Here is a 21,441-nt window from a genome sequence, read left to right on the forward strand (position 1 = left end):
GGTCAGTCTTTCAAAATTGTGTCGATGGCTTCGCCAATGCGAACAGGTCCGGGGAAATACGCCCATTCGAGGCTGTGCGGGTACGGTGTGTCAAATCCGGTGACGCGTTCAACGGGCGCTTCGAGGTGATAGAAACACCGTTCTGTCACCAGCGCGGAAAGCTCGGCACCAAAGCCGCTTGTGCGGGTCGCTTCATGAACGATGAGGCACCGTCCCGTTTTCTTCACCGATGCTTCAATCGCCTCAATGTCCAGAGGGACCAGCGTGCGCAGATCGAGGATATCGGCATCGATACCTTTCGCCTTGCAGACCGCTTCGGCCACGTGGACCATGGTGCCATAGGCAAGCACGGTCAGCTCTTCGCCCGATTGAACCTGTCGCGCTTTACCCAATGGGATTTTGTAATATCCCTCCGGCACAACGCTGTCGTCGTGCTTCTTCCACGGCTCCACAGGCTTGTCATAAAAGCCGGTGAACGGGCCGTTATAGATCCGTTTGGGTTCAAAGAAGATCGTCGGATCGTTGTCTTCGATGCACGAAATCAACAACCCTTTGGCATCATAAGGCGTCGCCGGGATCACAGTTTTTAGGCCCGCCACATGAGTGAACAAGCTTTCGGGGCTTTGCGAGTGCGTTTGTCCGCCAAAAATCCCGCCGCCAAATGGCGATCGCACCGTCATTGGCGCGATGTATTCATTGGCCGAACGATACCGCAAACGTGCGGCTTCTGAGATCAATTGATCAAGGCCCGGATAGATATAATCGGCAAATTGAATTTCGGGGACCGGACGCAATCCATACGCCCCCATGCCCACGGCCACACCGATAATCCCGCATTCGTTGATCGGCGTATCGAAAACGCGGGTTTTGCCGTGCTTTTCCTGAAGCCCGGCGGTGCAACGGAAAACACCGCCGAAATAACCGACGTCTTCGCCCATCACGACAACGTCGGGATCGCGTTCCAACATCACATCCAACGCTTCGTTGATCGCCTCGATCATGTTGATCCGGCGTTCTGCGCCCGCCTCTGGAGCGTTCATGTCTTTGGTTTGAGCGTTCATTTTCCCGCTCCATCTTTGGGGTGATGATCAGGCCATTTGATCTTTCGTTCCCGTGTCGCTTGCGCGGCCTGTTCTTTAAGATGCCATGGCAGCTCTTCGAACACGTCTTCGAACATTGTGTGGAATGGATGATGCAAACCGTGCCCAAGAATGCCGTTCTTTTCGGCTTCTTTGGTGGTCGCTTTGACCTCTTCGGCGCACGCTTTGTCCATTGCGGCCTGACGGTCTTCGTCCCATTCGCCAATGGCGATAAGGTGATCTTTCAATCGCATGACGGGATCGCCCAACGGCCATTCTTCGCGTTCCTGTGCCGAACGATAGCCTGATGGATCATCAGAGGTGGAATGCCCCTCTGCGCGATAGGTGAAATACTCGATCAATGTGGGCCCTTGATTGGCCCGCGCCCGATTGGCGGCCCATTGCTGTGCGGCGAAACACGCCAAAGCGTCGTTGCCATCCACGCGTAGACCCGCAAGACCATATCCCAACGCCCGCGCAGCAAAAGTGGTGCGTTCCGACCCGGCGAAACCGCTAAAACTGGAAATCGCCCATTGATTGTTGATTACGTTCAAGATCACCGGCGCGTTGTAAACGGTGGCAAAGGTGCATGCGGAATGGAAATCGCCTTCCGCGGTGCTGCCCTCGCCCACCCAAGTCGCGGCGACCCGGCTGTCGCCTTTGATCGCGCTGGCCATGGCCCAGCCCACCGCCTGGGGTGTTTGCGTCGCGAGGTTGCCAGAAATCGAGAAGAAACTGTGTTCGCGGCTGGAATACATGATGGGCAATTGGCGGCCCTTCAATTTGTCGCCTTTGTTCGAATAGATTTGATTGATCATTTCAATCAATGGGTATCCGCGCGCGATCAGGATCCCTTGCTGACGATATGATGGGAACACCATGTCATCGCTGGCCAATGCCATAGACGACGCGACACTGGTCGCCTCTTCGCCGGTGCATTTCATATAGAACGACGTTTTGCCTTGGCGTTGACCACGAAACATCCGCTCATCAAAGGCACGAACCATCGCCATATGCCCCAACATGGTGCGCAACGTGTCGGGATCCAATTTCGGATCCCACGGCCCATGCGCCTTGTTGTCATCACCCAGGACCCGGACAAGGTCATAGGCTAGGTCCTTCATGTCTTCGGGTTTGGTGCCTTCGTCCGGCCGCGGCTGTGCGCCCGCTTCGCTGATGATGACATCGGCAAAGTTTACCGGATCGCCGGGGCGCGATCGCGGCTCTGGCACGTGCAGTGCAAGCGCGGGTCGGTTGTCGCCAGAATTGGCAGCAACAGGTTTCGGAGTATCGGCCGCATCGGCCATAAAGCGCTCTCCCAAAAAGTCGAAAGGCCGACGCGAAAGACCGCGATGATCGCGGCGTTTTCAGGGCCTCTTGAGGAGCGCGTATGTCAGCATTTGAAAGCGGTCAAGGACGCGCAATCACACCGCAACAGGTGCCTTAATCGGGGGTAGCGGCGCGTAATCTTGCACCACGAAATCCTCAATTTTGTAGTCGAAAATTGTTTCGGGCTTTCGCGTGATTTCGAAAGTGGGTTGGCCTTGAGGCTCACGCGACAATTGTTCTTCGATCAAATGGGCGTGGTTCAAATAGAGATGAACGTCGCCGCCCATCCACACCAACTCACCCGGCGCCATGCTCGTTTGTTGCGCCATCATCCGCGTCAACAAAGCGGCCGACCATAGGTTGAACGGCAATCCCAATGCGACATCACAGCTGCGTTGGTACAGCACACAATTCAATCGGCTCTGACCGTCGCCATCGGTGCTGACATGGAATTGATAGGTTTTGTGGCATGGCGGCAATGCCATCCGGTCAAGCTCGGCGACGTTCCACCCTTCGATGATGTGTCGTCGGCTACCTGGGTTAGAAGTCAGGCTTTCGACCACCTGGGCCACTTGATTGATGCCCGGTCCGCGTTCGTACAAACCGTCTTTGCGATATTGGTAGGTGGGCCAATCCACCCATTGTTTGCCATAGACGGGGCCCAAATCACCCCAACGCGCGGCGAACGATTCGTCATCGGCGATGCGTTCTACAAAAGCATCGAGCGCGATTTTCTCCCCTGTCTCTTTGACGTAACGGGCATGCGGCCATTCGTTCCATATTTTGACGCCTTGCAAGACCAGTGGGCGGATGTTCGTTTCGCCCGTCAAAAACCACAACATTTCACGCGTGGCCGTTTTCCAATAGACCCGCTTTGTCGTGAGCAGTGGCATCGCCCCATCGGCAAGGTCATAGCGCAATTGCGCCCCACAAATGGACCGCGTGCCAACCCCGGTCCGATCCGCCCGTTCATTGCCCGTGGTCCAAATCTGACGCATCAAATTGAGATATTGCCATTCGGGGTGATCGGGATGGGATGCGGGATTCGATGCTTTGGACATAGTGTCAGTCTATAGCGACGCAAAAGCCGGCGGAACAAGTTGCCCGCACCGCTTATCGCCCGAACTGATTGCGTCGATCAAACAATCGCCTCTGCGACAAAGCCAAGCGCTATCGTCAAACCGCCCAGACAAAGCGAAAGAACAATTCTCAACCGCATGAAATCTGGCGCGGCAAAGCCCATTGCTCGGTCCACCATCGGGGACAAGGCGATCAATGCACCAAGATATATTAGGGCAGGTCCGGGCCAGTCCCATCCAAAACTCCACGGCAGGAACAAGGCAACGGCCAACAAACTGGGTAGGACGGCGACGACGTAGATCATTGCACCGCTCTCTTGTTTGGCTATCGCTTGCCCCCACCACACTCCGCCCAGAAAGCTGAAAATCGCCGCCGCATAGGCGAAACCCCCGGCCAAGGCGGTGAAGGCGTATTCATGCCCTGTCGCGGCAAGCGCGACGCAGACAATCTGCGGCAACAATCCGGCAAGACCCAATCCGGTGGATGCAGGGGCTAGCGATGGTCCACGCGATGCAACAGCGGCGGGTGTGTCGGCGTCAGGGGAAGAAGTTGAGTCCATAGTGCTTCAAAACCTGCGCTTCTGTTGAGTTCCCCCAAACTTGCGGGATCGGCCAATATGCGGCACCGGTGGCGACCATGAATATCTTCAATTTGACGGGCCGCACCGCGGTCATAACCGGCGGCAATGGCGGCCTTGGATTGGGCATGGCACGCGGATTGGTGAAAGCCGGTTCGAACGTCGCCATTTGGGCCCGCAATACGGCAAAGAACGACGCCGCAATTGCCGAGTTGCGCGCTATAACTGCCGATGATGGATCACGAATTGGCGAAGTCATTGCCTTGCAATGCGATGTCGCCAACGACGAAGACGTTGAAACGGCAATGACTGCCACGTTAAAGGCGTTTGGCCGTGTTGATGCAGCCTTTGCAAATGCAGGTGTTTCCGGGGCCGGAACGCGCATACCCGACATGACCACCGATGGATGGGACGCGACAATGGCGATCAACGCGCGCGGCCCCGCCCTCGTCTACAAACATGCATCGCGGCACATGATCGAGCGCGCAGAAAAGGGCGATCCGGGTGGCAAATTGATCGTCACATCGTCGGGTCAATCGATTATGGGCGTCAACAAAAGCTCAGATTACGCCGCATCAAAAGCGGCGGTGAACGGATTGACGCGTGGGGCGGCCTTTGAATTGGCCCGCCATGGGATCACGGCAAACGCATTGTTGTTTGGCTATTATGAAACGGACATCACCGCCGCCGCCAATCCCAAATTTGCCGAATGGATGTCGCGTCGCATCCCCCTTGGCAGACCCGGCGATCACGAAGGTTTGGAAGGCTTGGCCGTGTTCTTCGCCTCTCCGCATAGCGACTACATCACCGGGCAAAGCCTGCCCGTTGATGGCGGCCTCTGCATCAGCTGAGCCCAGCAGACAAAAGCACAGGAACACCCGGGCAGGTGTGTCGTTGTTGAACGAACCCCGCGCGTAAAGGAACACCCGCAATTTGACCGACGATTTTTCTGAATTCGATGAAACGTCGGGTCAAAACAGCCGCGACAGATCGAAAGATAGAGCGCGCGAAAAAGCGGTACCGTCGGGCCGCATGGCGCGCATCGGTACATTTGGACGATTGGTTGGCGGCGTCGCCGGAGGCATGGCGGCGGAGGGCGCACGACGATTGACGAGCGGCCAACCTTTATCCGCGCGCGACCTGATCCTAACTCCCGGCAATGTCCAACGCATGACCGATCGGTTGGCCCATTTGCGCGGCGCGGCGATGAAGATGGGACAAATGATCAGCCTCGATTCAGGCGATTTTCTACCCCCAGAGCTCGCCAAGATTCTTGCGACGTTGCGCGATCAGGCGAATTTTATGCCGACCAAGCAATTGGACCAAGTTCTCAAAGCGGAATGGGGCAATGATTGGCGCAAGCAGTTTCGTTGGTTCAACCCTCGCCCGATCGCCGCCGCATCGATCGGCCAAGTTCACAAGGCCTTGACCCGCGACGGTCAGGAATTGGCGATCAAGGTTCAATATCCCGGCGTAGCCAAAAGCATCAACAGCGATGTCGACAATGTGATGACCCTGTTAAAGGTCGCCGGATTTGCTCCGCCCGAACTCGAAATCGACAAGCTATTGGTGGCGGCCAAAAAACAACTGCACGAAGAGGCCGACTACCACCGCGAAGGCGAGCAAATGTCGCTGTTCAAAAGACAGCTCAACGGGGTCCCCGGTTTTGTTGTGCCGCAATTGCACGAAGGCCTAACCCGCGGATCGATCCTCGCGATGAGTTTCGAAGACGGCGTCAGCATTGAAGAATTGGAAAACGAACCGAACGAACGCCGCGATGAAGTGACGGCCCGATTGATGCGATTGGTGGCGCGGGAGTTGTTCGATTTTGGCGTGATGCAGACCGATCCGAACTTCGCCAATTTCCGCTACCGGCGCGAAACGGGCGAAATCGTCTTGTTGGATTTCGGAGCCTGCCGCGCGGTCGACCCCACGGTCGCCAACGGCTATCGTACCATGCTGAATGCGGGGCTAAAAGGAGATCGAGACGCGGTTTTAAGCTCCGCGATCGAGGCAGGTTTTATGGCCCCGATTGTGGCGGAGAAATATCCCGATCGCGTCAACCGAATGATCGACATCATTCTGGGCGAAATGAGCCAAGATGCGCCGTTCGATTTTGGCGACCGGGCCTTTGTCCCACTGTTGCGAGACGAAGGCATGGCCATCGCTCAGGATAAGGAAACATGGACCCTTCCCCCGATTGAAACCCTATTTGTGCAACGCAAGGTCAGCGGCACCGCTTTGTTGGGCGCCCGCCTTCAGGCAAAGGTCAATGTTCGCCGCATGATCGAGGAAGTGCTAAGCGACACTCAGCCCTTCCCCGTCAAAACGGATTAATCGGCCGCGGCCAATTCCGCGGCGATCCAACGGTCAACATGCGCTTCCAACACGGAAAGTGGGATCGCCCCATTTTCCAGAACGGTATCGTGGAAATCACGCAGGTCGAATGCCGCGCCCAACGCTTCTTCCGCACGGCTGCGCAATTCGCGGATTTTCAGTTCACCGATTTTGTACGCCAACGCCTGACCCGGCCATGTCATATACCGGTTAACTTCGGCATCGATATTGGCAGGCGAAAGGGCCGTGTTGTCGAGCATATAAGCGACCGCCTGTTCTTTGCTCCAACCTTTTGAATGCAGGCCGGTGTCGACGACCAACCGGGTCGCGCGCCACATCTCATAGGACAGCCGCCCCATTTGTTTTGGTGCCGTATCGTACAGGCCCATTTCAATGCCCAGACGCTCTGAATAAAGACCCCACCCTTCGACAAATGCGGTAAAGTAGGTTCCGTTTGCGCGCAGCGGGTGAATGTCGAGCTCTTGCTGCAAGGCTATTTGATGGTGGTGTCCCGGCACCGCTTCATGAACGCCAAGAGCGGGCAGTTCCCAAAGGGGGCGTTGATCCAACTCAGTCGTGTTGATCCGATAAATTCCCGCCGCGCCTGTCTCCAAAGAACCCGGCTCGTAATAAGCGGTGGTGTTGCCCGGTGCATTGGGCGCAGGGATCGGGGCCACGGTGTAGGGTTGGCGCGGAAGCCGTCCAAACAATTGCGGCATAAACCCATCAATATGCTTTGCCAGAGCCGCGACATGCGCAACATATTCGTCAATGTCGGTCATGTAATATTGCGGATCGGTGCGCAGATGTTCGATGAACGCCGCGCGGGTTTCAAACCCGGCGCCGGTGGCCACTTCGACCATTTCTGCGCGGATGCGGGCGACTTCGGATAGGCCCAAATTGTGCACCTCATCCGGGGTCATATCGGTCGTGGTGAAGCTACGCACGCGATATTCGTAATAGGCATCGCCACCCGGTGTGGCGAGGATACCCGGCGTGCCGCTGCGGCAATTGGGCGCGTATTCATCGTTGTAGAAATTGAGGAATTCTTGATAGGCAGGCAAAACCTCAGTTTCGATGGCCGATTGCGCCGCCCCTTTTAGCTCTTCCCATTCTACATCAGTAATCGCGCCGGGTTTTCCGCCTGCAAATGGCTGCCAAAATGGGGACGATGCAACATCATCGACCAATTGTTGTTCAATCCGGTTTTCAAACCCGATCATGGGCTCACACGGCTGCGTCAATCCCAAGGCGACCCCTTGGCGGCTGCGCTCTAGCCCTTGCGCATTGACCCGCGCAAACGCTGATAGACGCTGCACGTAACTTTGATAATCGGCCAGCGTGAAGAACGGCGACCGATAAGGCAGCGATGCAAAGCCAGAGAACCACCCGCCGCGATTGGTGAACATGATGAATTTGGTTTGGTCGTGTTCACTGGCGGCGATGGCATCGTCCAAACTGCTTACAAGCACCGCGTAATCAACCTGAAGGTCAATCGGCAGGGCGGCTTGGTCAATTGCATCCAAACGAAGCCGAAATGTTCGAGCAGCGTTGATGTCGGTCTGATATTGATCGAGAGACAAATCACCCAATTGCCCATCGCCGCGCCGATCACCGACCCTGGTTGCCAATGTCGGAGATGAATCCAAGGTGGATTGCCACACTTCTTCGCGCAAGGTTTCGTAATCTTCCACTGGGCCAGCCATTAATGGCGCAATTGGCAAAGTCGCAAGCATCAATCCCGAAACAAATGTGCGCATCATAATTCCACTCCATTTCAACATCTTGCGCCTTGAAAACGCGCGGTCAGTGATAGTATTAGGCGCGCATCATGGAAGCGCCAAACAATAATATTTCTGTTCTGTTTGTTTGCTTGGGCAATATCTGTCGATCACCGATGGCCCAAGGGGCGATGGCGGATGCAGCGCGCAAAGCGGGACTGGACATTCGCGTAGATTCCGTAGGCACCGCCGCGTATCACATCGGCCACACTCCTGATCCGCGCGCCATCGCCACTGCACGGGCGAACGGCGTGGACATTGGCGGTTTGTTCGGCCGCCAATTGACGGCGCAAGACTTTACCGATTTCACCCATATTTTCGCCCTCGATGGTGCCAATATGGCCGGGATCAAGGCGCGCGCCCCGCGTCATTCAACCGCGCGGATCGCCATGTTGTTGGACGCGGTTGAAGGCAAAGAAGGCACGAGCGTCCCTGATCCCTATTACGGCGATGAAGAAGGTTTCGTTGCGTGTTGGGATTTGGTCAATGAGGCCGCAATCGCATTGATTGAGCGGTTCAAACGGGATGGCGTTGACGCCGAGTTCTAAGCGCGTTCATCCCCCGCGCAGCAATTGAACACCCCAATCGCGTTCAAACAAGTACAACAAGACACGCGCCGCCTCGCCCCGTTCGCTGGTCAGGCCGCCGTCATGATCGATCAACATGCGCGCATCGGCATGCGCAATCGGAAGCATTTTTTGGACCTGTTCCAAATCCGCGATCCTAAACGCCGCATCGCCCGATTGTCTGGTGCCCAACAATTCGCCGCCGCCGCGCAGTTCAAGATCCTCTTCGGCGATCCGAAACCCATCCTGTGTTTCCCGCATCAAAGCGAGCCGCCGTTTTCCGGTCTCTGACAATTCGGCTGCGCGCAGCAACAAGCACACTGACTTTTCGCTGCCCCGGCCAACGCGGCCGCGCAATTGGTGCAATTGCGCCAAACCAAACCGTTCGGCCTGTTCGATCACCATGAGAGTGGCGGCGGGCACATCCACACCCACTTCGATAACGGTCGTTGCGACCAACAATTGCGCACCGCCGCTGGCAAACCGTTCCATGTTCGCGTCTTTGACTTCGGGCTTTAGCTGACCGTGGACCATAACAACCGCGTCGCCAAAACGCTCTTGCAGGGCGGCATAGCGCGCCTCCGCTGCTGCGATGTCGGCCGTCTGGAACGAACCGTTGGCCTCTCGCACCATCGGGCACACCCAATAGGCCTGTTGCCCAGTGGCCAAATGGCGTTCAACCCCGGCGACGACATCGTCCATGCGTTCCTGCGCAACCACGCGGGTGTCGATTGCCTGACGTCCCGGCGGCAATTCGTCCAAGCGGCTAACATCCATTTCGCCATATTGGGCAAGAGTTAGGCTGCGTGGAATTGGCGTTGCGGTCATCGCCAAAGTGTGCGGCGCGCGCCGCCCCTTCCCTGCTAAAGCCAATCGTTGAGCGACCCCAAATCGATGCTGTTCGTCGATCACAACCAGGCCGAGGTCTTTGTAGTTCACCGTGTCTTGGAAAATGGCGTGGGTGCCGACCAAAATATGAATCGACCCATCAAGCAATCCCATCAGGATGCTTTCACGCTCTTTGCCTTTCGCCCTGCCCGTTAACAGCGCCACTTCGACGCCAGTAGGCGCGGCCATATTGCGCAGTGTTTCAAAATGTTGCCGCGCGAGGATTTCGGTCGGGGCCAACAGTGCCGCCTGTTTCCCGGCCTCATTCGCGATCAACATCGCTTCCAGCGCGACGACCGTCTTTCCCGCACCAACATCCCCTTGAAGCAGGCGGAGCATGGGCGATTCCTGTTGAAGGTCGCCCTCAATCTCAGTCACCGATCGTTTTTGCGCGCCGGTCATTTCGAACGGCAAACTCAACCGATCGCGCAATCGCCCATCGCCGATCAAAGGTTGACCCCGGCGACGCCGGCCCTCGGCCTTCACCATCAACAACGCCAAACTGTTGGCGAGCAATTCATCATAGGCCAACCGGTCGCGGGCCTTTTCATGGGTGTCTTTGTGCGCAAGTGACAACGCATCGCGCCAATTTGGCCAACCGGACTTGTCGAATTGGCTGGGCTCTATCCATTCGGGTAATGTCGGCAATCGGTCAATCGATTGGGCAACCAGAGCGCCAATCCGTGGCTGTGTTAAACCTTCGGATAAGGCATAAACCGGTTCATTCATTCGGGCCAAATGCGCCGCGGAATCGGTTTCGACATGGTCGGGGTGGACGATTTGCAGCATATCGCCATACCGATCGAGCCGCCCGGCGACCCACCGCTTTTCCCCGACGGGCAATTGCTTTTTCGCGGTGTAGGACGCGCGCCCGAAATAGGTCAGCGCGCATATGTTGCCCGCCTCATCCTGTGCCATCACCCGATACGGGCCCCGTCCCGGATTGTAGGGCGCGCGGTGTTCAGTCGCGGTCAACGCGATAATCACCTGCTCACCCTCCGCACCTTCGTCCAAGTTGGCAATCGCGCGGCGCGAAACAAACCGTTCCGGCAGGTGATACGCGATATCCTTGATCCGGGTCAGGCCCAGCTTTTCTAGCGGCTTCGCCATTTTTGGGCCCACGCCGTCCAGCGTTTGGCTTTCCGCAAAGATCGTGTTGAGAATTTCGGGACGCATCACCACACCCTATACCCGGTTGCGCCTGTTCTGCGAGTGCCTTACCGCCATTTTACCCCTGTCACAGACGCTCAAACTGCGAAGACATCCGTTATGAACGATATGCCCACCTTAGAAACCCGCCTAGCCCGCGCCAAATTTCGCAGCTGGCATCGCGGCACGCGAGAGGCAGATTACATGATCGGCGGGTTCTTTGATCGCTACCATGCCACGTGGGGTGACGCCGAAATGAATTGGTTCGAAGATTTGCTGGCCGAAGACGATGTCGACATCATGGCATGGGGCCTACAGACACAGGATGTGCCGCCCAAGTTTCAAGGCGAGCTGATCGAAAAAATGCAGAAACTCGACTACGTCGACATCCCAAGCTAGGGCCGCTTTTCTTTTGCGGGATGCGGGAACGCTCTTGCGCGATCCGCCTTTGAAATAAACAGATATGCCAGACCTCAATCGCATCCTTTCCGCGAGCGCTCCGCTCACCCTTTCCTCGCTGCCACGCGGGGCGCAACCGCTTGTGCTCACCGATCTGGCGCGCGCAGCGAACAAGCGGGCGGTTTTCATCGCGCCCGACGATGCCGCTATGCGCAGTGTTGCCGAAGCCGCGCGGTTTGTCGCTCCTGAGGTGGAAGTGCTCGAATTGCCGGCGTGGGATTGCTTGCCCTACGATCGCGCCAGCCCCGCTTTGACGGTGAGTGCGGCCCGCCTTTCCGCTCTGTTCCGATTGCAGCGCCCATCGTCGGGTTCGCAATTGTTGGTCACCACGGTGAACGCCGCCCTGCAACGCGTGCTCACCCCATTCCGCATTCGCGAAAGCGTGCGCGAATTCAAACCGGGCATGACCATTGGCCATGACAGCCTTGCCGCCCTGCTAACGCGGCAAGGATATTCGCGCACCGACACAGTTATTGATCACGGCGAATTTGCGGTGCGCGGGTCCATCGTCGATATTTTTCCATCCTCGCTCGACGAAGGATTGCGGCTCGACTTCTTTGGCGATGAATTGGAAAGCCTGCGCCTGTTCGACACCTCGACACAGCGATCTACAGGACGACTGGATTCCCACCTGCTCCTGCCGGCTTCAGAGGCGCTGCTGGACGAAGACAGCATCAAACGGTTCCGTTCTCGCTATCGCGAATTGTTCGGCGCGACCGCAACCCAAGACCCTTTATACGAAGCCGTCAGCGATGGGCGGCGTTTGGCGGGAATGGAACATTGGTTGCCGCTGTTTGAAGAGAATTTGAGCACTCTCTTCGATCATCTGGGCAAAGATGATTTGGTGGTGATCGATCAATCCGCATTGGGTGCAGCCGAAGAACGGCTTTCCGATATATCCGATTATCACGAACAACGCGGCCGCACCGCGAGCGAGAAAACCGGCAGCTATCGCCCCTTGGCGCAAGACGCGCTCTATGTTGGGCAAGACGAATTCAACACCGCCATAAAAGACGCTCCGGCCCACCGCGCCAGCGTATTCGCCGCCCCCAACGGCGACACCAATATCGATTTTGGGTTTAAGGCGGCGCGCGATTTCACACCGGAACGCGCCCGTGGTGACAATGTCTACGACGCCGCGGCCAAACACCTTGCGGGCATCGCAAAATCGGGACGCAAGCCTTTGTTCGCAGCCTATTCCACCGGCAGCCGTTCACGCATCGCCTCCATCTTGGAAGAAGCGGGCGCACCCGCGATCCTTGCCGACAGTTGGCAGGAGGCCTTGGGCTTATCCGCCAAAGGAAAAACCGCCGCGATGGTCCTCCCGCTTGAGGCGGGTTTTGCCAATGACGATCTGGAAATCCTGACTGAACAGGATGTTTTGGGCGATCGGTTGGTGCGGCGTAAGAAGAAGCGCAAGGATTCCGACGCATTTCTCGCCGAACTTCAGGCCCTGGCGAAGGGCGATTTGGTCGTCCATGTCGAACACGGCATTGGCAAGTATCTCGGCCTTGACCCTGTCCCTGTCGGCAAAAGCCAGCATGATTGTGTCGCGTTGGAATATCGCGGCGGCGACAAATTGTTCATCCCGGTTGAAAACATCGACGTTCTGTCGCGCTATGGCTCATCCGAGGATGCCGTCATGCTCGACCGACTTGGCGGTGAGGCGTGGCAGAAACGCCGGGCGAAACTGAAAGAGCGCATCACCGCGATTGCAGGTGAATTGATGAAAGTCGCGGCAGAGCGCGCGTTGAAAAAAGCGCCCGTCTTCGAAGCGGAAGAGGCCAGCTACAACCAATTCGTTGATCGTTTCCCATGGGAAGAAACCGACGACCAAGACGCCGCCATTGCCGATGTGCTGCGCGATTTGGAAAGCGGAAGACCGATGGACCGGCTTGTCTGCGGCGATGTTGGCTTTGGCAAAACCGAAGTCGCCTTGCGCGCAGCTTTCGTTGCCGCGATGAACGGTCAACAAGTCGCCATCGTCGCGCCGACAACTCTGCTTGCCCGTCAACATTATCAAAATTTTGCCGAACGCTTCGCCGGCTTCCCATTGAAAGTCGGACGGCTATCGCGCCTAGTCTCATCAAAAGAGGCCGCCGAAACGCGCGATGGGCTTGCCGATGGAACCGTGGATCTCGTTGTGGGCACTCACGCGATCCTTTCCAAATCCACCGAATTCAAAAACCTCGGCCTTGTGATCGTGGATGAAGAACAACGGTTTGGTGTGACGCATAAGGAAAAGCTGAAACAGCTGCGTTCTGACGTGCATATGTTGACCCTAACCGCGACTCCTATCCCGCGCACATTGCAGATGGCGATGACGGGGCTGCGCGAGCTATCAACCATCCAAACTCCGCCGGTCGATCGGTTGGCGGTGCGGACTTATGTCATGGAATGGGATGATATGGTCATGCGCGAAGCTTTGCTGCGCGAACACCATCGCGGCGGCCAAAGTTTCATCGTTGTCCCGCGAATTTCGGATATGGCCGAAGTCGAAGAATGGCTGCGTGAAAATGTGCCCGAGGTAAAGCCGATCTCCGCGCACGGCCAAATGGGCGCGGGCGAAATCGAAGAACGGATGAGCGCGTTTTACGATGGCAAGTACGAAGTCCTGCTGTCCACCACCATCGTGGAAAGCGGCCTCGACCTGCCTTCGGCCAACACGATCATCATCCACCGTGCCGACCGCTTTGGCTTGGCACAGCTTTATCAATTGCGCGGCCGCGTGGGCCGATCGAAACTGCGCGCATACGCCTATCTCACCTACGAAAAGGACGTGCAGCTTTCCGAGATTGCGGAGAAACGCCTCAAGGTTCTCAGCGATCTGGATTCGCTCGGTGCTGGCTTCCAATTGGCCAGTCACGATCTCGACATTCGCGGTGCAGGCAATCTGTTGGGTGATGAACAATCGGGCCACATCCGCGAGGTTGGCTTCGAACTGTATCAATCCATGCTCGAAGACGCGATCCTTGCGGCAAAAGCGGGCGAAATGGGGCTGGAGAAGGCGAAAGACGCGTTCTCGCCGCAGATCACCGTTGATGCGCCGATCATGATCCCCGAAGAATATGTGCCCGATCTTGCCGTACGCATGGCGCTGTACCGTCGCCTCAACCAAGCCGCCGACAAGGCCGAGATTGAAAGTCTGGCCGCTGAAATGATCGACCGCTTTGGCGATCTACCGGAGCCGACAAAGAACCTCGTGCGTCTGATCGAGATCAAGCATCAGGCGATTATCGCCAACATCGCAAAAATTGATGTGGGCGCGCGCGGGACTTTGGTCACCTTCCACAAGGATGACTTCCCCGACGGCCCCGGCCTCATCGCCTATGTCGACCGACTCAAAGAATCCGCGAAACTGCGCCCAGATATGAAGCTGGTCATCAACCGCGCATGGAGCGATCCTCAAAGCCGCCTCAACGGCCTGTTCCAATTGACCAAGGGGCTGTCAGGCATCGCGCGCAAGGCAGCGAAAGCGAAATTGTGAGAGCATCGAAGTGAATAGTCCTCATCCTGCTAAAGCCGTCCTGTTCGACATCGATGGTACCCTGGCAGACATCGCCCATCGCCGACCTTTTCTGGATGGCCCCTCCCCCGATTGGAAAGCCTTTAACGATGCGATGGGAGACGACACTCCCAACGAACCGGTCGTATCGTTGTACAAGACGCTTTGGGCGTCACCTGAATTTGAAGTGATCTTGGTCACTGGTCGGAACGAACGGTTCCGAAAATTGACCGAACAATGGTTTTCCTGGAACGAGTTGCCATTTGGGCGCCTGTTGATGCGCAAAGACAAAGACAACAGAGCCGATCATATCATCAAAGAAGAGCTGCTCGATGCGCTCTTAGCCGAAGGATTGGCCATTCAATTCACCGTCGATGATCGGCAACAAGTGGTCGATATGTGGCGGCGCAGAGGCATTACGTGTTTGCAATGCGATGTGGGCGATTTTTAGCAGCGGATTGGGTCGCCTAATTACCCGTGCCCGCGTCCGCGTGCCGTCCGTGATAGGGCAAGCACGCCTTCGCTTTTCATCGGTTGTGCGCGCAGGAAACCCTGCCAATAGTCACACCCTTCCGCGATGATCGCAGCGCGTTGGACGTCGCTCTCCACGCCCTCTGCGTAGATATCCAGTTCCAGCGCCTTACCCAGCGCCATAATCGCCCGCAGCACAGCCACCGCCTTTGCATCGCCGGGGACGTCATCGACCATGATCTTATCAAGCTTGATCGCGTCGAGCGGCAATTCGCGCAGATATCGAAAATTGCAGAAGCCTGCGCCAAAATCATCAAGCGCTGTTCGGAAGCCCAAGCCTCGAAGAGCGTTCAACGCCGCAGCCGCTTGTTCAAGGTTTCTGAGCAGCAGGTCTTCTGTGATCTCCAACATCAGTCGCGCCGGTGCGATGGTGCTCTTGCTGATCAATTCTGCGAAATCGGCGGCAAATCGCGTGTCGCCCATCTCTTCGGGCGTGATGTTCAAAGATAAGGTCAATTCTTCGGGCCAATTGCCCGCATCTTCCAAGGCGCGTGCCACAACATGCCGGGACAAAGGCGCCACCAAGGCCGCGCGTTCGGCGATCGCAAACAAATCGCGCGCGCCGATTTCGCCCAGTGTCGGGTGCTGCCAACGGGCCAATGCTTCGGCCCCAACAACCGCGCCGGTGCGGCACGAAAATTGTGGTTGAAACAAAACTTCGATCTCGCGCCGGTCAAGCGCGCGCAACAAATCCGTTTCCAATGCGGCCGCTTTCACGCCGGGGAAATTCCCGCGCACGGGCCCCCGCAACGAAGTCGGCAGCGTTCCGGTTCTTAGGCCGGAGCCAGATGATGATGCGTCGGTCATAGTTTTCGCCTTAGACCCAGTTTGATTGCATTGCGCCTTCCAATTGCAATCCGACCAGATTTGGAACATCAGGATAAGTCACGAAATCAACCGCGTCAAAATGGGGGGCGCGCCGCAACAATCAATGAACATGACTGCGCAACGCGCGCAGCGATGGCTATTGCACGGCGGCGAATGGGGAGAATTTAAATGGGGAACACGCCGACACAGGCTGATCCAACGGCGGAATCGGGCAAAGTATACGACCGTCCGTTTGAAAAAGTCGCATTGCTCGCGTCGGAAACTCCGCGCGCGCAAGAGGCATTTTCGATGCTTTGGGCGGAACGCGATTGGTGCGCCCTGCACGACGCGGAGGCCGCGATCGTATTGGGCGGTGACGGTTTTATGCTGCAAACGCTCCATTCGATGTTGGATAGCGGACGCGTCATCCCCGCCTACGGCATGAATCTTGGCACTGTTGGTTTCCTTATGAACCGGTTCAACAAACGCTCGGCCGTGATGTCGCGTTTGAACAAAGCGCGGGGCAAGACAATTGCACCCCTGCGCATCACCGCAACGACCCAGGACGGCGAACAGCACACAATGAACGCCATCAATGAATTGTCGCTGCTCAGGGAAACGCGGCAAACCGCAAAGATCGAGATTACCGTGGGCAGCCGCGTTCGGATCGAAGAATTGGTTGGAGACGGCGTTCTGGTCGCGACGCCGGCCGGATCAACCGCGTACAATCTTTCCGCCAACGGGCCAATCCTACCCTTAGACAGCGGTATGCTTGCCCTCACCCCCATCAGCCCGTTCCGACCGCGGCGGTGGCGCGGGGCGATCCTGCCGGATGAAATGCCGATCAAGTTTCGCGTCCTCGAACCGGCGAAACGCCCAATTGCGGCGGTGGCCGATCAAAAGGAATTGCGCGACATTGCCGAAGTTTCGATCGAAATCGCCCATGATTTGGAATTGGAATTGCTGTTTGACCCAGGCCAATCGCTCGCAGATCGCATTGTTGCAGAACAGTTTGCGGTGGATTGAAGATTTCGCACAAAACCCTCTTGCATTGCGCGCGCACGAATCATATACGCGCCCCTCGCACTCGGCAGACAGATCGAGTGATGTTCCCCGATAGCTCAGCGGTAGAGTAGGTGACTGTTAATCACTTGGTCGTTGGTTCGAATCCAACTCGGGGAGCCATTTTCTTCTAATTTAGACAAACGGGCTCCGATGGTGGTACTTCTGCCATGGGACTGTTTTTCAATGGGAGAATTCCATGACGTTTGGAGCCTTACTCGCGACCACACCTTTGCTCATTCTGATGGCAAGCGGTGATCTGGATCGTGACACCGAAAAGCAATTTGAGAAAATCGCCGATGTCGTCGCAATGGCGCAGACGTGTCGTCAACACGATTTTGAAGTCGATGACGCCGGCATCAACGGATGGTCAGACAGAGCGGTCGAACTGGCGGTGACTCAGGGTATGGAACGCGCCGATGCGCGTGCGCGGCTCGATCAAGAAATCGCCCGCGAATACGAGTATGTCCAAGAACAGTTCAACACTGCACAGCGCATGTCGCATTCACGCGATCATGTCGTGCGTTTCAACCGGCGGATGAAACGGACCTGCGAACGGTTGGCCGACGACGATATGGCCGGCGCATACTTCACCGAAGTGGATACTTAAATATCGGACATGGGGTCTGGTGACGGGGTGCATTACACTTCGAAAAGCAACCGGGCCCCTACGACCGCGACCAAAATCGCGGTCACCCATCTGATCCAGCGTTGCGGTAGGAATTTCACCGCCATCAGGCTTCCAATTTGACCGCCAATCACCACGGCAATCAGCAAGGGCAATGCCTCTGCCATTGCGCCGCCGAACATCGTTGGGCCGTGTTTCAACAATTGCCCGGCCAATCCAAACATCGAATTGATAAGAATGAATACACTGGCCGTGGCCGCGATCGCGCGGGCATTGTCCCAACGCGTTAGATGCAAAAGCGGGGCAAGAAAGATGCCGCCGCCAATACCCACCAATCCGGCGACAAAACCCAATGGTGCGGCCGCTACAGGCAGGAATTTCGCGAGGCTGGATCGTTCTCCCACCGTTTCTTCACGCACCGGGATCAACAATGTGACCCCGGTAAGGACCAAACTGACGCCAAGCATCAAAAGAAACGCGTCGCGATCGATCGGAACGAGACCGCCCAGAAACGCCGCTGGGGCCGCCACAACTGTCAGAACAAGCGCGCCTTTCCACGGGGTCATCTTTGCGCGGGCAAACCGCACAGTGCCTCCTGCAACCACCACGATGTTGCAGGCGAGCGCCACCATCGGCAGCACGCGGTAATCGAGCCCCGATAGCGCCAACAAGGCAAGATACGTGGATCCGCCGCCGAACCCGACGCTGGCATAGAGCAACGCCGCGACGAAAAAGCCGAAGGTGAGGAGAACGATTAGCGGCATTGCTTACTCTGCGCCCTCACCCTGGCTTTTTGCATTACACAGTTTGTTTGGCGCCAGCGGCCCCATGGCAATGCTTATACTTGTTGCCCGAACCACATGGGCACGGTGCATTCCGGCTAACGGGCAAATTCGCGTACGGGTTGTCGGTGTTCGCACCGCCCGGTCCCGATGCTGCCCGTGGGCTACCCGCAAGCGATCCAAACAATTCTGGACGTTCCGCCGACCCGTCACCGTCGTTGGAATTCTCCAACCCGGTAAGCGGATCGATATGACCCGTCAGAAAATCGGGCAGATCAGGGAGCGCCTCCGGCTCAGGCTGTGCGATGCGCAGTTCGGATTTGAACAACAGCTTCGTGACTTCCTCACGCAGCGTATCCAACATCCCTTCGAACAATCCAAACGCTTCCTGTTTGTATTCATTGATCGGCTGTTTTTGGGCGATGCCGCGCATCCAGATGACCTGACGCAGGGCATCCAACGTTGCGAGGTGTTCTTTCCAGTGGTTGTCGAGCTGTCGCAGCAGGATATCTTTTTCGACCATCCGCCAGATGCCGGAATCGTTCTTGGCCATCTTGGCTTCCATCATTTCATCGGTTTGTTTCACAATCCGATCTTCGATGAATTCCTGCTCAACCTGATCTTCCTGAAGCCATTCGTCGAGCGGCGGCGTTAAACCAAAGACATCTTCCAGCTTTTCCCTAAGCCCTTCGACGTCCCATTGTTCAGGATAGGTGCCCGGCGGACACGTGCTGTTGATGATCGCGTTGATTGAATCGTGGCGCATATCCACGACCACATCATCGACCGCTTCGCTGTCCATGATTTCGGCGCGTTGTTCATAGATGACCTTGCGTTGGTCATTCATCACATCATCGTATTGAACGACTTGCTTACGCGTGTCGTAATTGCGCGATTCCACCTTCTTCTGCGCGGTCTCAATCGCTTTTGAAAGCCATTTGGACCCAATCGCTTCGCCGTCTTCGAGGTTCGAATTCATCATCTTGGCGAACAAAGTGTCAGGGCCAAAAATGCGCAAAAGATCGTCTTCGAGACAGAGATAGAACCGCGAAAGACCCGGATCACCCTGACGACCGGAACGCCCGCGAAGTTGGTTGTCGATCCGGCGTGATTCATGCCGTTCCGTTCCCAAAACAAACAGGCCGCCCGCCTCAAGCACTTTCTGCTTTTCTGCCGCAACCTCTTCTTTAATCTTAGTGATTGCGGCGTCTTTCGCCAATCCATCTTCCATTGCACCGCATTCATCATCGATCCGGAAATCGAGATTTCCGCCCAATTGAATATCGGTACCGCGACCGGCCATGTTGGTGGCAATGGTCACCGCGCCAAGACGGCCCGCCTGCGCCACGATGTGCGCTTCGCGTTCGTGTTGGCGAGCGTTCAGAATTTCGTGTTTGACGCCCTCTTTGTCGAGGAACTGGCTCAACATTTCAGATTTTTCGATCGACACTGTGCCAACCAAAATCGGTTGACCAAGCGCAGATTTCTCAGCGATCGCTTTTGCGATTGCCTGAAACTTGTCGACCGTGTTTTTGTAAAACTCGTCTTCTTCATCGACGCGTTGAACCGGCAGGTTGGTCGGAATCTCGACCACATGCACTTTGTAGATATCCCAAAATTCGGCCGCTTCGGTGGCCGCGGTGCCGGTCATTCCGGCAAGCTTTGGGTACATACGGAAATAGTTTTGGAACGTGATCGACGCCATCGTCTGGTTTTCGGGCTCGATCTTGACGCCTTCTTTGGCTTCAGTCGCTTGGTGCAAACCGTTTGACCAACGGCGACCATCCATCATCCGGCCGGTGAATTCATCAATGATGACAACCTTGCCGTCCTTCACGATGTAATTGTCATCGCGTTTGAACATGTGGACCGCTTTCAAAGCTTGGTCCAAGTGATGCACGACCTGTGTGTTTTCAACGTCATACAGGTTGTCGGTTTCCAAGAGCCCCTTATCGATCAGCATCTTTTCAACCGATTCCAGCCCGTCTTCGGTCAACTGGATGTTCTTGGTTTTCTCATCCTTTTCGTACCAATCTTCGGGGATCTCTTTCGCGACCTCGTCCAATTTGATGTACAGATCAGACTTATCTTCTGTTGGTCCAGAGATGATCAATGGCGTGCGCGCCTCATCGATCAAGATCGAATCCACCTCATCGACGATCGCGAAATTGAATGGGCGCTGTGCCATTTGGCTGCGCTCATGCTTCATATTGTCGCGCAGATAGTCGAAGCCAAATTCGTTGTTGGTGCCGTATGTAATGTCGGCATTGTAGGCATCGCGTTTGGTGTTTTCCGGCATATTCGGAACGATCACGCCGACGGTCAGGCCAAGCCACGTGTACAATTGCCCCATCCATTCCGCATCGCGGCGCGCCAAATAGTCGTTGACGGTCACAACGTGCACGCCCTTGCCCTCAATCGCGTTGAGATATGTGGCAAGCGTCGCGACCAGCGTTTTGCCTTCGCCGGTGCGCATTTCCGAAATTTCGCCGCGATGAAGGACGATACCGCCGATCAACTGGGTATCGAAATGGCGCATGCCCAAAACGCGGGTCGATGCCTCGCGCACGGTCGCGAACGCTTCGGGCAGAATGTCGTCAAGCGTGCTGCCCGCGTCCAATTGTTCACGGAATTTGTTGGTTTGTGCCTGCAGCGCTTCGTCGGACAATTCCTTGATCATCGGCTCTAGCGCATTGACCTTTTCAACGGTCTTGCCGAGCGATTTAACGTAACGATCATTCGAAGAGCCGAAGACAGTTTTGACGAGTTTATCGAACATGGGGACGATGCCTTTGGGTGTTGTTTAAAACGCGCATAGCCCACGCAGTGCGGGGCCTTACGGTGTGTTCACAATGTAATAGAGGTTCGCGCGGTTGCACCG

17 protein-coding genes and 1 tRNA gene are annotated in these 21,441 nt (G+C 56.4%); 9 read left to right on the forward strand and 9 right to left on the reverse strand.

The genetic code is table 11. The annotated features are described in order from the left end of the window. Window positions 1–2: 2 nt before the first annotated feature. The 4 genes from BQ8290_RS13190 to BQ8290_RS13205 all read right to left on the reverse strand — a co-directional run bounded on the left by BQ8290_RS13190 (window position 3) and on the right by BQ8290_RS13205 (window position 4,047). Window positions 3–1,061: a transketolase C-terminal domain-containing protein gene (locus BQ8290_RS13190; protein WP_108791043.1), complete on the reverse strand. Its 1,059-nt coding sequence runs from the start codon at window positions 1,059–1,061 to the stop codon at window positions 3–5. Then, window positions 1,058–2,386 carry a thiamine pyrophosphate-dependent enzyme gene (locus BQ8290_RS13195; protein ID WP_108791045.1) on the reverse strand — a complete coding sequence of 443 codons (1,329 nt, stop codon included), beginning with the start codon at window positions 2,384–2,386 and terminating at the stop codon, window positions 1,058–1,060. Before BQ8290_RS13195 ends, BQ8290_RS13190 begins: the two co-directional genes overlap by 4 nt. Before the next feature lie 117 nt (window positions 2,387–2,503). Continuing rightward, entirely contained in the window at window positions 2,504–3,469 is a 966-nt protein-coding gene (gene thyA, locus BQ8290_RS13200) for a thymidylate synthase (protein WP_108791047.1), read from the reverse strand. A gap of 77 nt (window positions 3,470–3,546) precedes the next feature. After that, window positions 3,547–4,047, reverse strand: coding sequence for a DUF3429 family protein (locus BQ8290_RS13205; RefSeq protein WP_108791049.1), 501 nt, complete (start codon window positions 4,045–4,047; stop codon window positions 3,547–3,549). 77 nt (window positions 4,048–4,124) lie between these two features. Here BQ8290_RS13205 and BQ8290_RS13210 point away from each other — a divergent pair, with 77 nt between their 5' ends. Beyond that, complete coding sequence (locus tag BQ8290_RS13210; RefSeq protein WP_108791051.1) at window positions 4,125–4,916, forward strand: SDR family oxidoreductase; 792 nt, start codon at window positions 4,125–4,127, stop codon at window positions 4,914–4,916. Between the two features lie 181 nt (window positions 4,917–5,097). Further along, the gene (locus tag BQ8290_RS13215; RefSeq protein ID WP_108792410.1) at window positions 5,098–6,402 is read left to right on the forward strand and encodes an AarF/UbiB family protein; all 1,305 of its coding nucleotides are present in this window, start codon (window positions 5,098–5,100) and stop codon (window positions 6,400–6,402) included. On the opposite strand, the gene BQ8290_RS13220 is transcribed toward BQ8290_RS13215, so the two are convergent. Next, complete coding sequence (locus BQ8290_RS13220) at window positions 6,399–8,165, reverse strand: DUF885 family protein (RefSeq protein ID WP_108792412.1); 1,767 nt, start codon at window positions 8,163–8,165, stop codon at window positions 6,399–6,401. The two genes, BQ8290_RS13215 and BQ8290_RS13220, sit on opposite strands and share 4 nt — an antisense overlap. A gap of 68 nt (window positions 8,166–8,233) precedes the next feature. Here BQ8290_RS13220 and BQ8290_RS13225 point away from each other — a divergent pair, with 68 nt between their 5' ends. Further along, a complete protein-coding gene (locus tag BQ8290_RS13225; protein ID WP_108791053.1) occupies window positions 8,234–8,731 on the forward strand; it encodes an arsenate reductase/protein-tyrosine-phosphatase family protein in 498 nt (165 codons plus the stop codon). Between the two features lie 6 nt (window positions 8,732–8,737). Here the strand turns inward: BQ8290_RS13225 and recG are convergent, their stop codons facing one another. Continuing rightward, window positions 8,738–10,813 (reverse strand): ATP-dependent DNA helicase RecG, encoded by a 2,076-nt coding sequence (gene recG / locus BQ8290_RS13230; protein ID WP_108791055.1) that lies wholly within the window; start codon window positions 10,811–10,813, stop codon window positions 8,738–8,740. Between the two features lie 93 nt (window positions 10,814–10,906). On the opposite strand from recG, the gene BQ8290_RS13235 reads away from it, so the two are divergent. From BQ8290_RS13235 to BQ8290_RS13245, 3 genes are all read left to right on the forward strand, one after another. Then, window positions 10,907–11,185 carry a succinate dehydrogenase assembly factor 2 gene (locus BQ8290_RS13235; RefSeq protein ID WP_108791057.1) on the forward strand — a complete coding sequence of 93 codons (279 nt, stop codon included), beginning with the start codon at window positions 10,907–10,909 and terminating at the stop codon, window positions 11,183–11,185. Window positions 11,186–11,249: 64 nt separating this feature from the next. Further along, window positions 11,250–14,732, forward strand: a complete 3,483-nt coding sequence (gene mfd, locus BQ8290_RS13240) for a transcription-repair coupling factor (RefSeq protein WP_108791059.1) — start codon at window positions 11,250–11,252, stop codon at window positions 14,730–14,732. Between the two features lie 10 nt (window positions 14,733–14,742). Beyond that, a complete protein-coding gene (locus tag BQ8290_RS13245) occupies window positions 14,743–15,201 on the forward strand; it encodes a phosphatase domain-containing protein (RefSeq protein WP_108791060.1) in 459 nt (152 codons plus the stop codon). Window positions 15,202–15,221: 20 nt separating this feature from the next. Here BQ8290_RS13245 and BQ8290_RS13250 read toward each other — a convergent pair whose 3' ends face one another. Continuing rightward, complete coding sequence (locus BQ8290_RS13250) at window positions 15,222–16,088, reverse strand: EAL domain-containing protein (RefSeq protein ID WP_108791062.1); 867 nt, start codon at window positions 16,086–16,088, stop codon at window positions 15,222–15,224. 189 nt (window positions 16,089–16,277) lie between these two features. On the opposite strand from BQ8290_RS13250, the gene BQ8290_RS13255 reads away from it, so the two are divergent. The 3 genes from BQ8290_RS13255 (at window position 16,278) to BQ8290_RS13265 (ending at window position 17,760) form a co-directional block, all read left to right on the forward strand. Beyond that, the gene (locus BQ8290_RS13255; RefSeq protein WP_108791064.1) at window positions 16,278–17,114 is read left to right on the forward strand and encodes an NAD kinase; all 837 of its coding nucleotides are present in this window, start codon (window positions 16,278–16,280) and stop codon (window positions 17,112–17,114) included. 84 nt (window positions 17,115–17,198) lie between these two features. Further along, window positions 17,199–17,273 (forward strand) — tRNA-Asn (locus BQ8290_RS13260). A gap of 76 nt (window positions 17,274–17,349) precedes the next feature. Continuing rightward, window positions 17,350–17,760 carry a hypothetical protein gene (locus tag BQ8290_RS13265; protein ID WP_337661407.1) on the forward strand — a complete coding sequence of 137 codons (411 nt, stop codon included), beginning with the start codon at window positions 17,350–17,352 and terminating at the stop codon, window positions 17,758–17,760. A 32-nt stretch (window positions 17,761–17,792) separates the two neighbouring features. On the opposite strand, the gene BQ8290_RS13270 is transcribed toward BQ8290_RS13265, so the two are convergent. Both BQ8290_RS13270 and secA read right to left on the reverse strand, forming a co-directional pair. Continuing rightward, window positions 17,793–18,542 (reverse strand): TSUP family transporter, encoded by a 750-nt coding sequence (locus BQ8290_RS13270; RefSeq protein WP_108791068.1) that lies wholly within the window; start codon window positions 18,540–18,542, stop codon window positions 17,793–17,795. Between the two features lie 34 nt (window positions 18,543–18,576). After that, window positions 18,577–21,339: a preprotein translocase subunit SecA gene (gene secA / locus BQ8290_RS13275; protein ID WP_108791070.1), complete on the reverse strand. Its 2,763-nt coding sequence runs from the start codon at window positions 21,337–21,339 to the stop codon at window positions 18,577–18,579. Between the last annotated feature and the right edge of the window lie 102 nt (window positions 21,340–21,441).

The organism is Erythrobacter sp. Alg231-14, from assembly GCF_900149685.1.
Classification (GTDB): domain Bacteria; phylum Pseudomonadota; class Alphaproteobacteria; order Sphingomonadales; family Sphingomonadaceae; genus Erythrobacter.

Excerpts from the sequence above, each read along its gene's own strand:
- BQ8290_RS13190 (WP_108791043.1), bottom strand. The coding sequence starts at position 1,061 with ATGAACGCTCAAACCAAAGACATGAACGCTCCAGAGGCGGGCGCAGAA.
- BQ8290_RS13195 (WP_108791045.1), bottom strand. The coding sequence starts at position 2,386 with ATGGCCGATGCGGCCGATACTCCGAAACCTGTTGCTGCCAATTCTGGC.
- thyA (WP_108791047.1), bottom strand. The coding sequence starts at position 3,469 with ATGTCCAAAGCATCGAATCCCGCATCCCATCCCGATCACCCCGAATGG.
- BQ8290_RS13205 (WP_108791049.1), bottom strand. The coding sequence starts at position 4,047 with ATGGACTCAACTTCTTCCCCTGACGCCGACACACCCGCCGCTGTTGCA.
- BQ8290_RS13210 (WP_108791051.1), top strand. The coding sequence starts at position 4,125 with ATGAATATCTTCAATTTGACGGGCCGCACCGCGGTCATAACCGGCGGC.
- BQ8290_RS13215 (WP_108792410.1), top strand. The coding sequence starts at position 5,098 with ATGGCGCGCATCGGTACATTTGGACGATTGGTTGGCGGCGTCGCCGGA.
- BQ8290_RS13220 (WP_108792412.1), bottom strand. The coding sequence starts at position 8,165 with ATGATGCGCACATTTGTTTCGGGATTGATGCTTGCGACTTTGCCAATT.
- BQ8290_RS13225 (WP_108791053.1), top strand. The coding sequence starts at position 8,234 with ATGGAAGCGCCAAACAATAATATTTCTGTTCTGTTTGTTTGCTTGGGC.
- recG (WP_108791055.1), bottom strand. The coding sequence starts at position 10,813 with ATGCGTCCCGAAATTCTCAACACGATCTTTGCGGAAAGCCAAACGCTG.
- BQ8290_RS13235 (WP_108791057.1), top strand. The coding sequence starts at position 10,907 with ATGAACGATATGCCCACCTTAGAAACCCGCCTAGCCCGCGCCAAATTT.
- mfd (WP_108791059.1), top strand. The coding sequence starts at position 11,250 with ATGCCAGACCTCAATCGCATCCTTTCCGCGAGCGCTCCGCTCACCCTT.
- BQ8290_RS13250 (WP_108791062.1), bottom strand. The coding sequence starts at position 16,088 with ATGACCGACGCATCATCATCTGGCTCCGGCCTAAGAACCGGAACGCTG.
- BQ8290_RS13255 (WP_108791064.1), top strand. The coding sequence starts at position 16,278 with ATGGGGAACACGCCGACACAGGCTGATCCAACGGCGGAATCGGGCAAA.
- BQ8290_RS13265 (WP_337661407.1), top strand. The coding sequence starts at position 17,350 with ATGACGTTTGGAGCCTTACTCGCGACCACACCTTTGCTCATTCTGATG.
- BQ8290_RS13270 (WP_108791068.1), bottom strand. The coding sequence starts at position 18,542 with ATGCCGCTAATCGTTCTCCTCACCTTCGGCTTTTTCGTCGCGGCGTTG.
- secA (WP_108791070.1), bottom strand. The coding sequence starts at position 21,339 with ATGTTCGATAAACTCGTCAAAACTGTCTTCGGCTCTTCGAATGATCGT.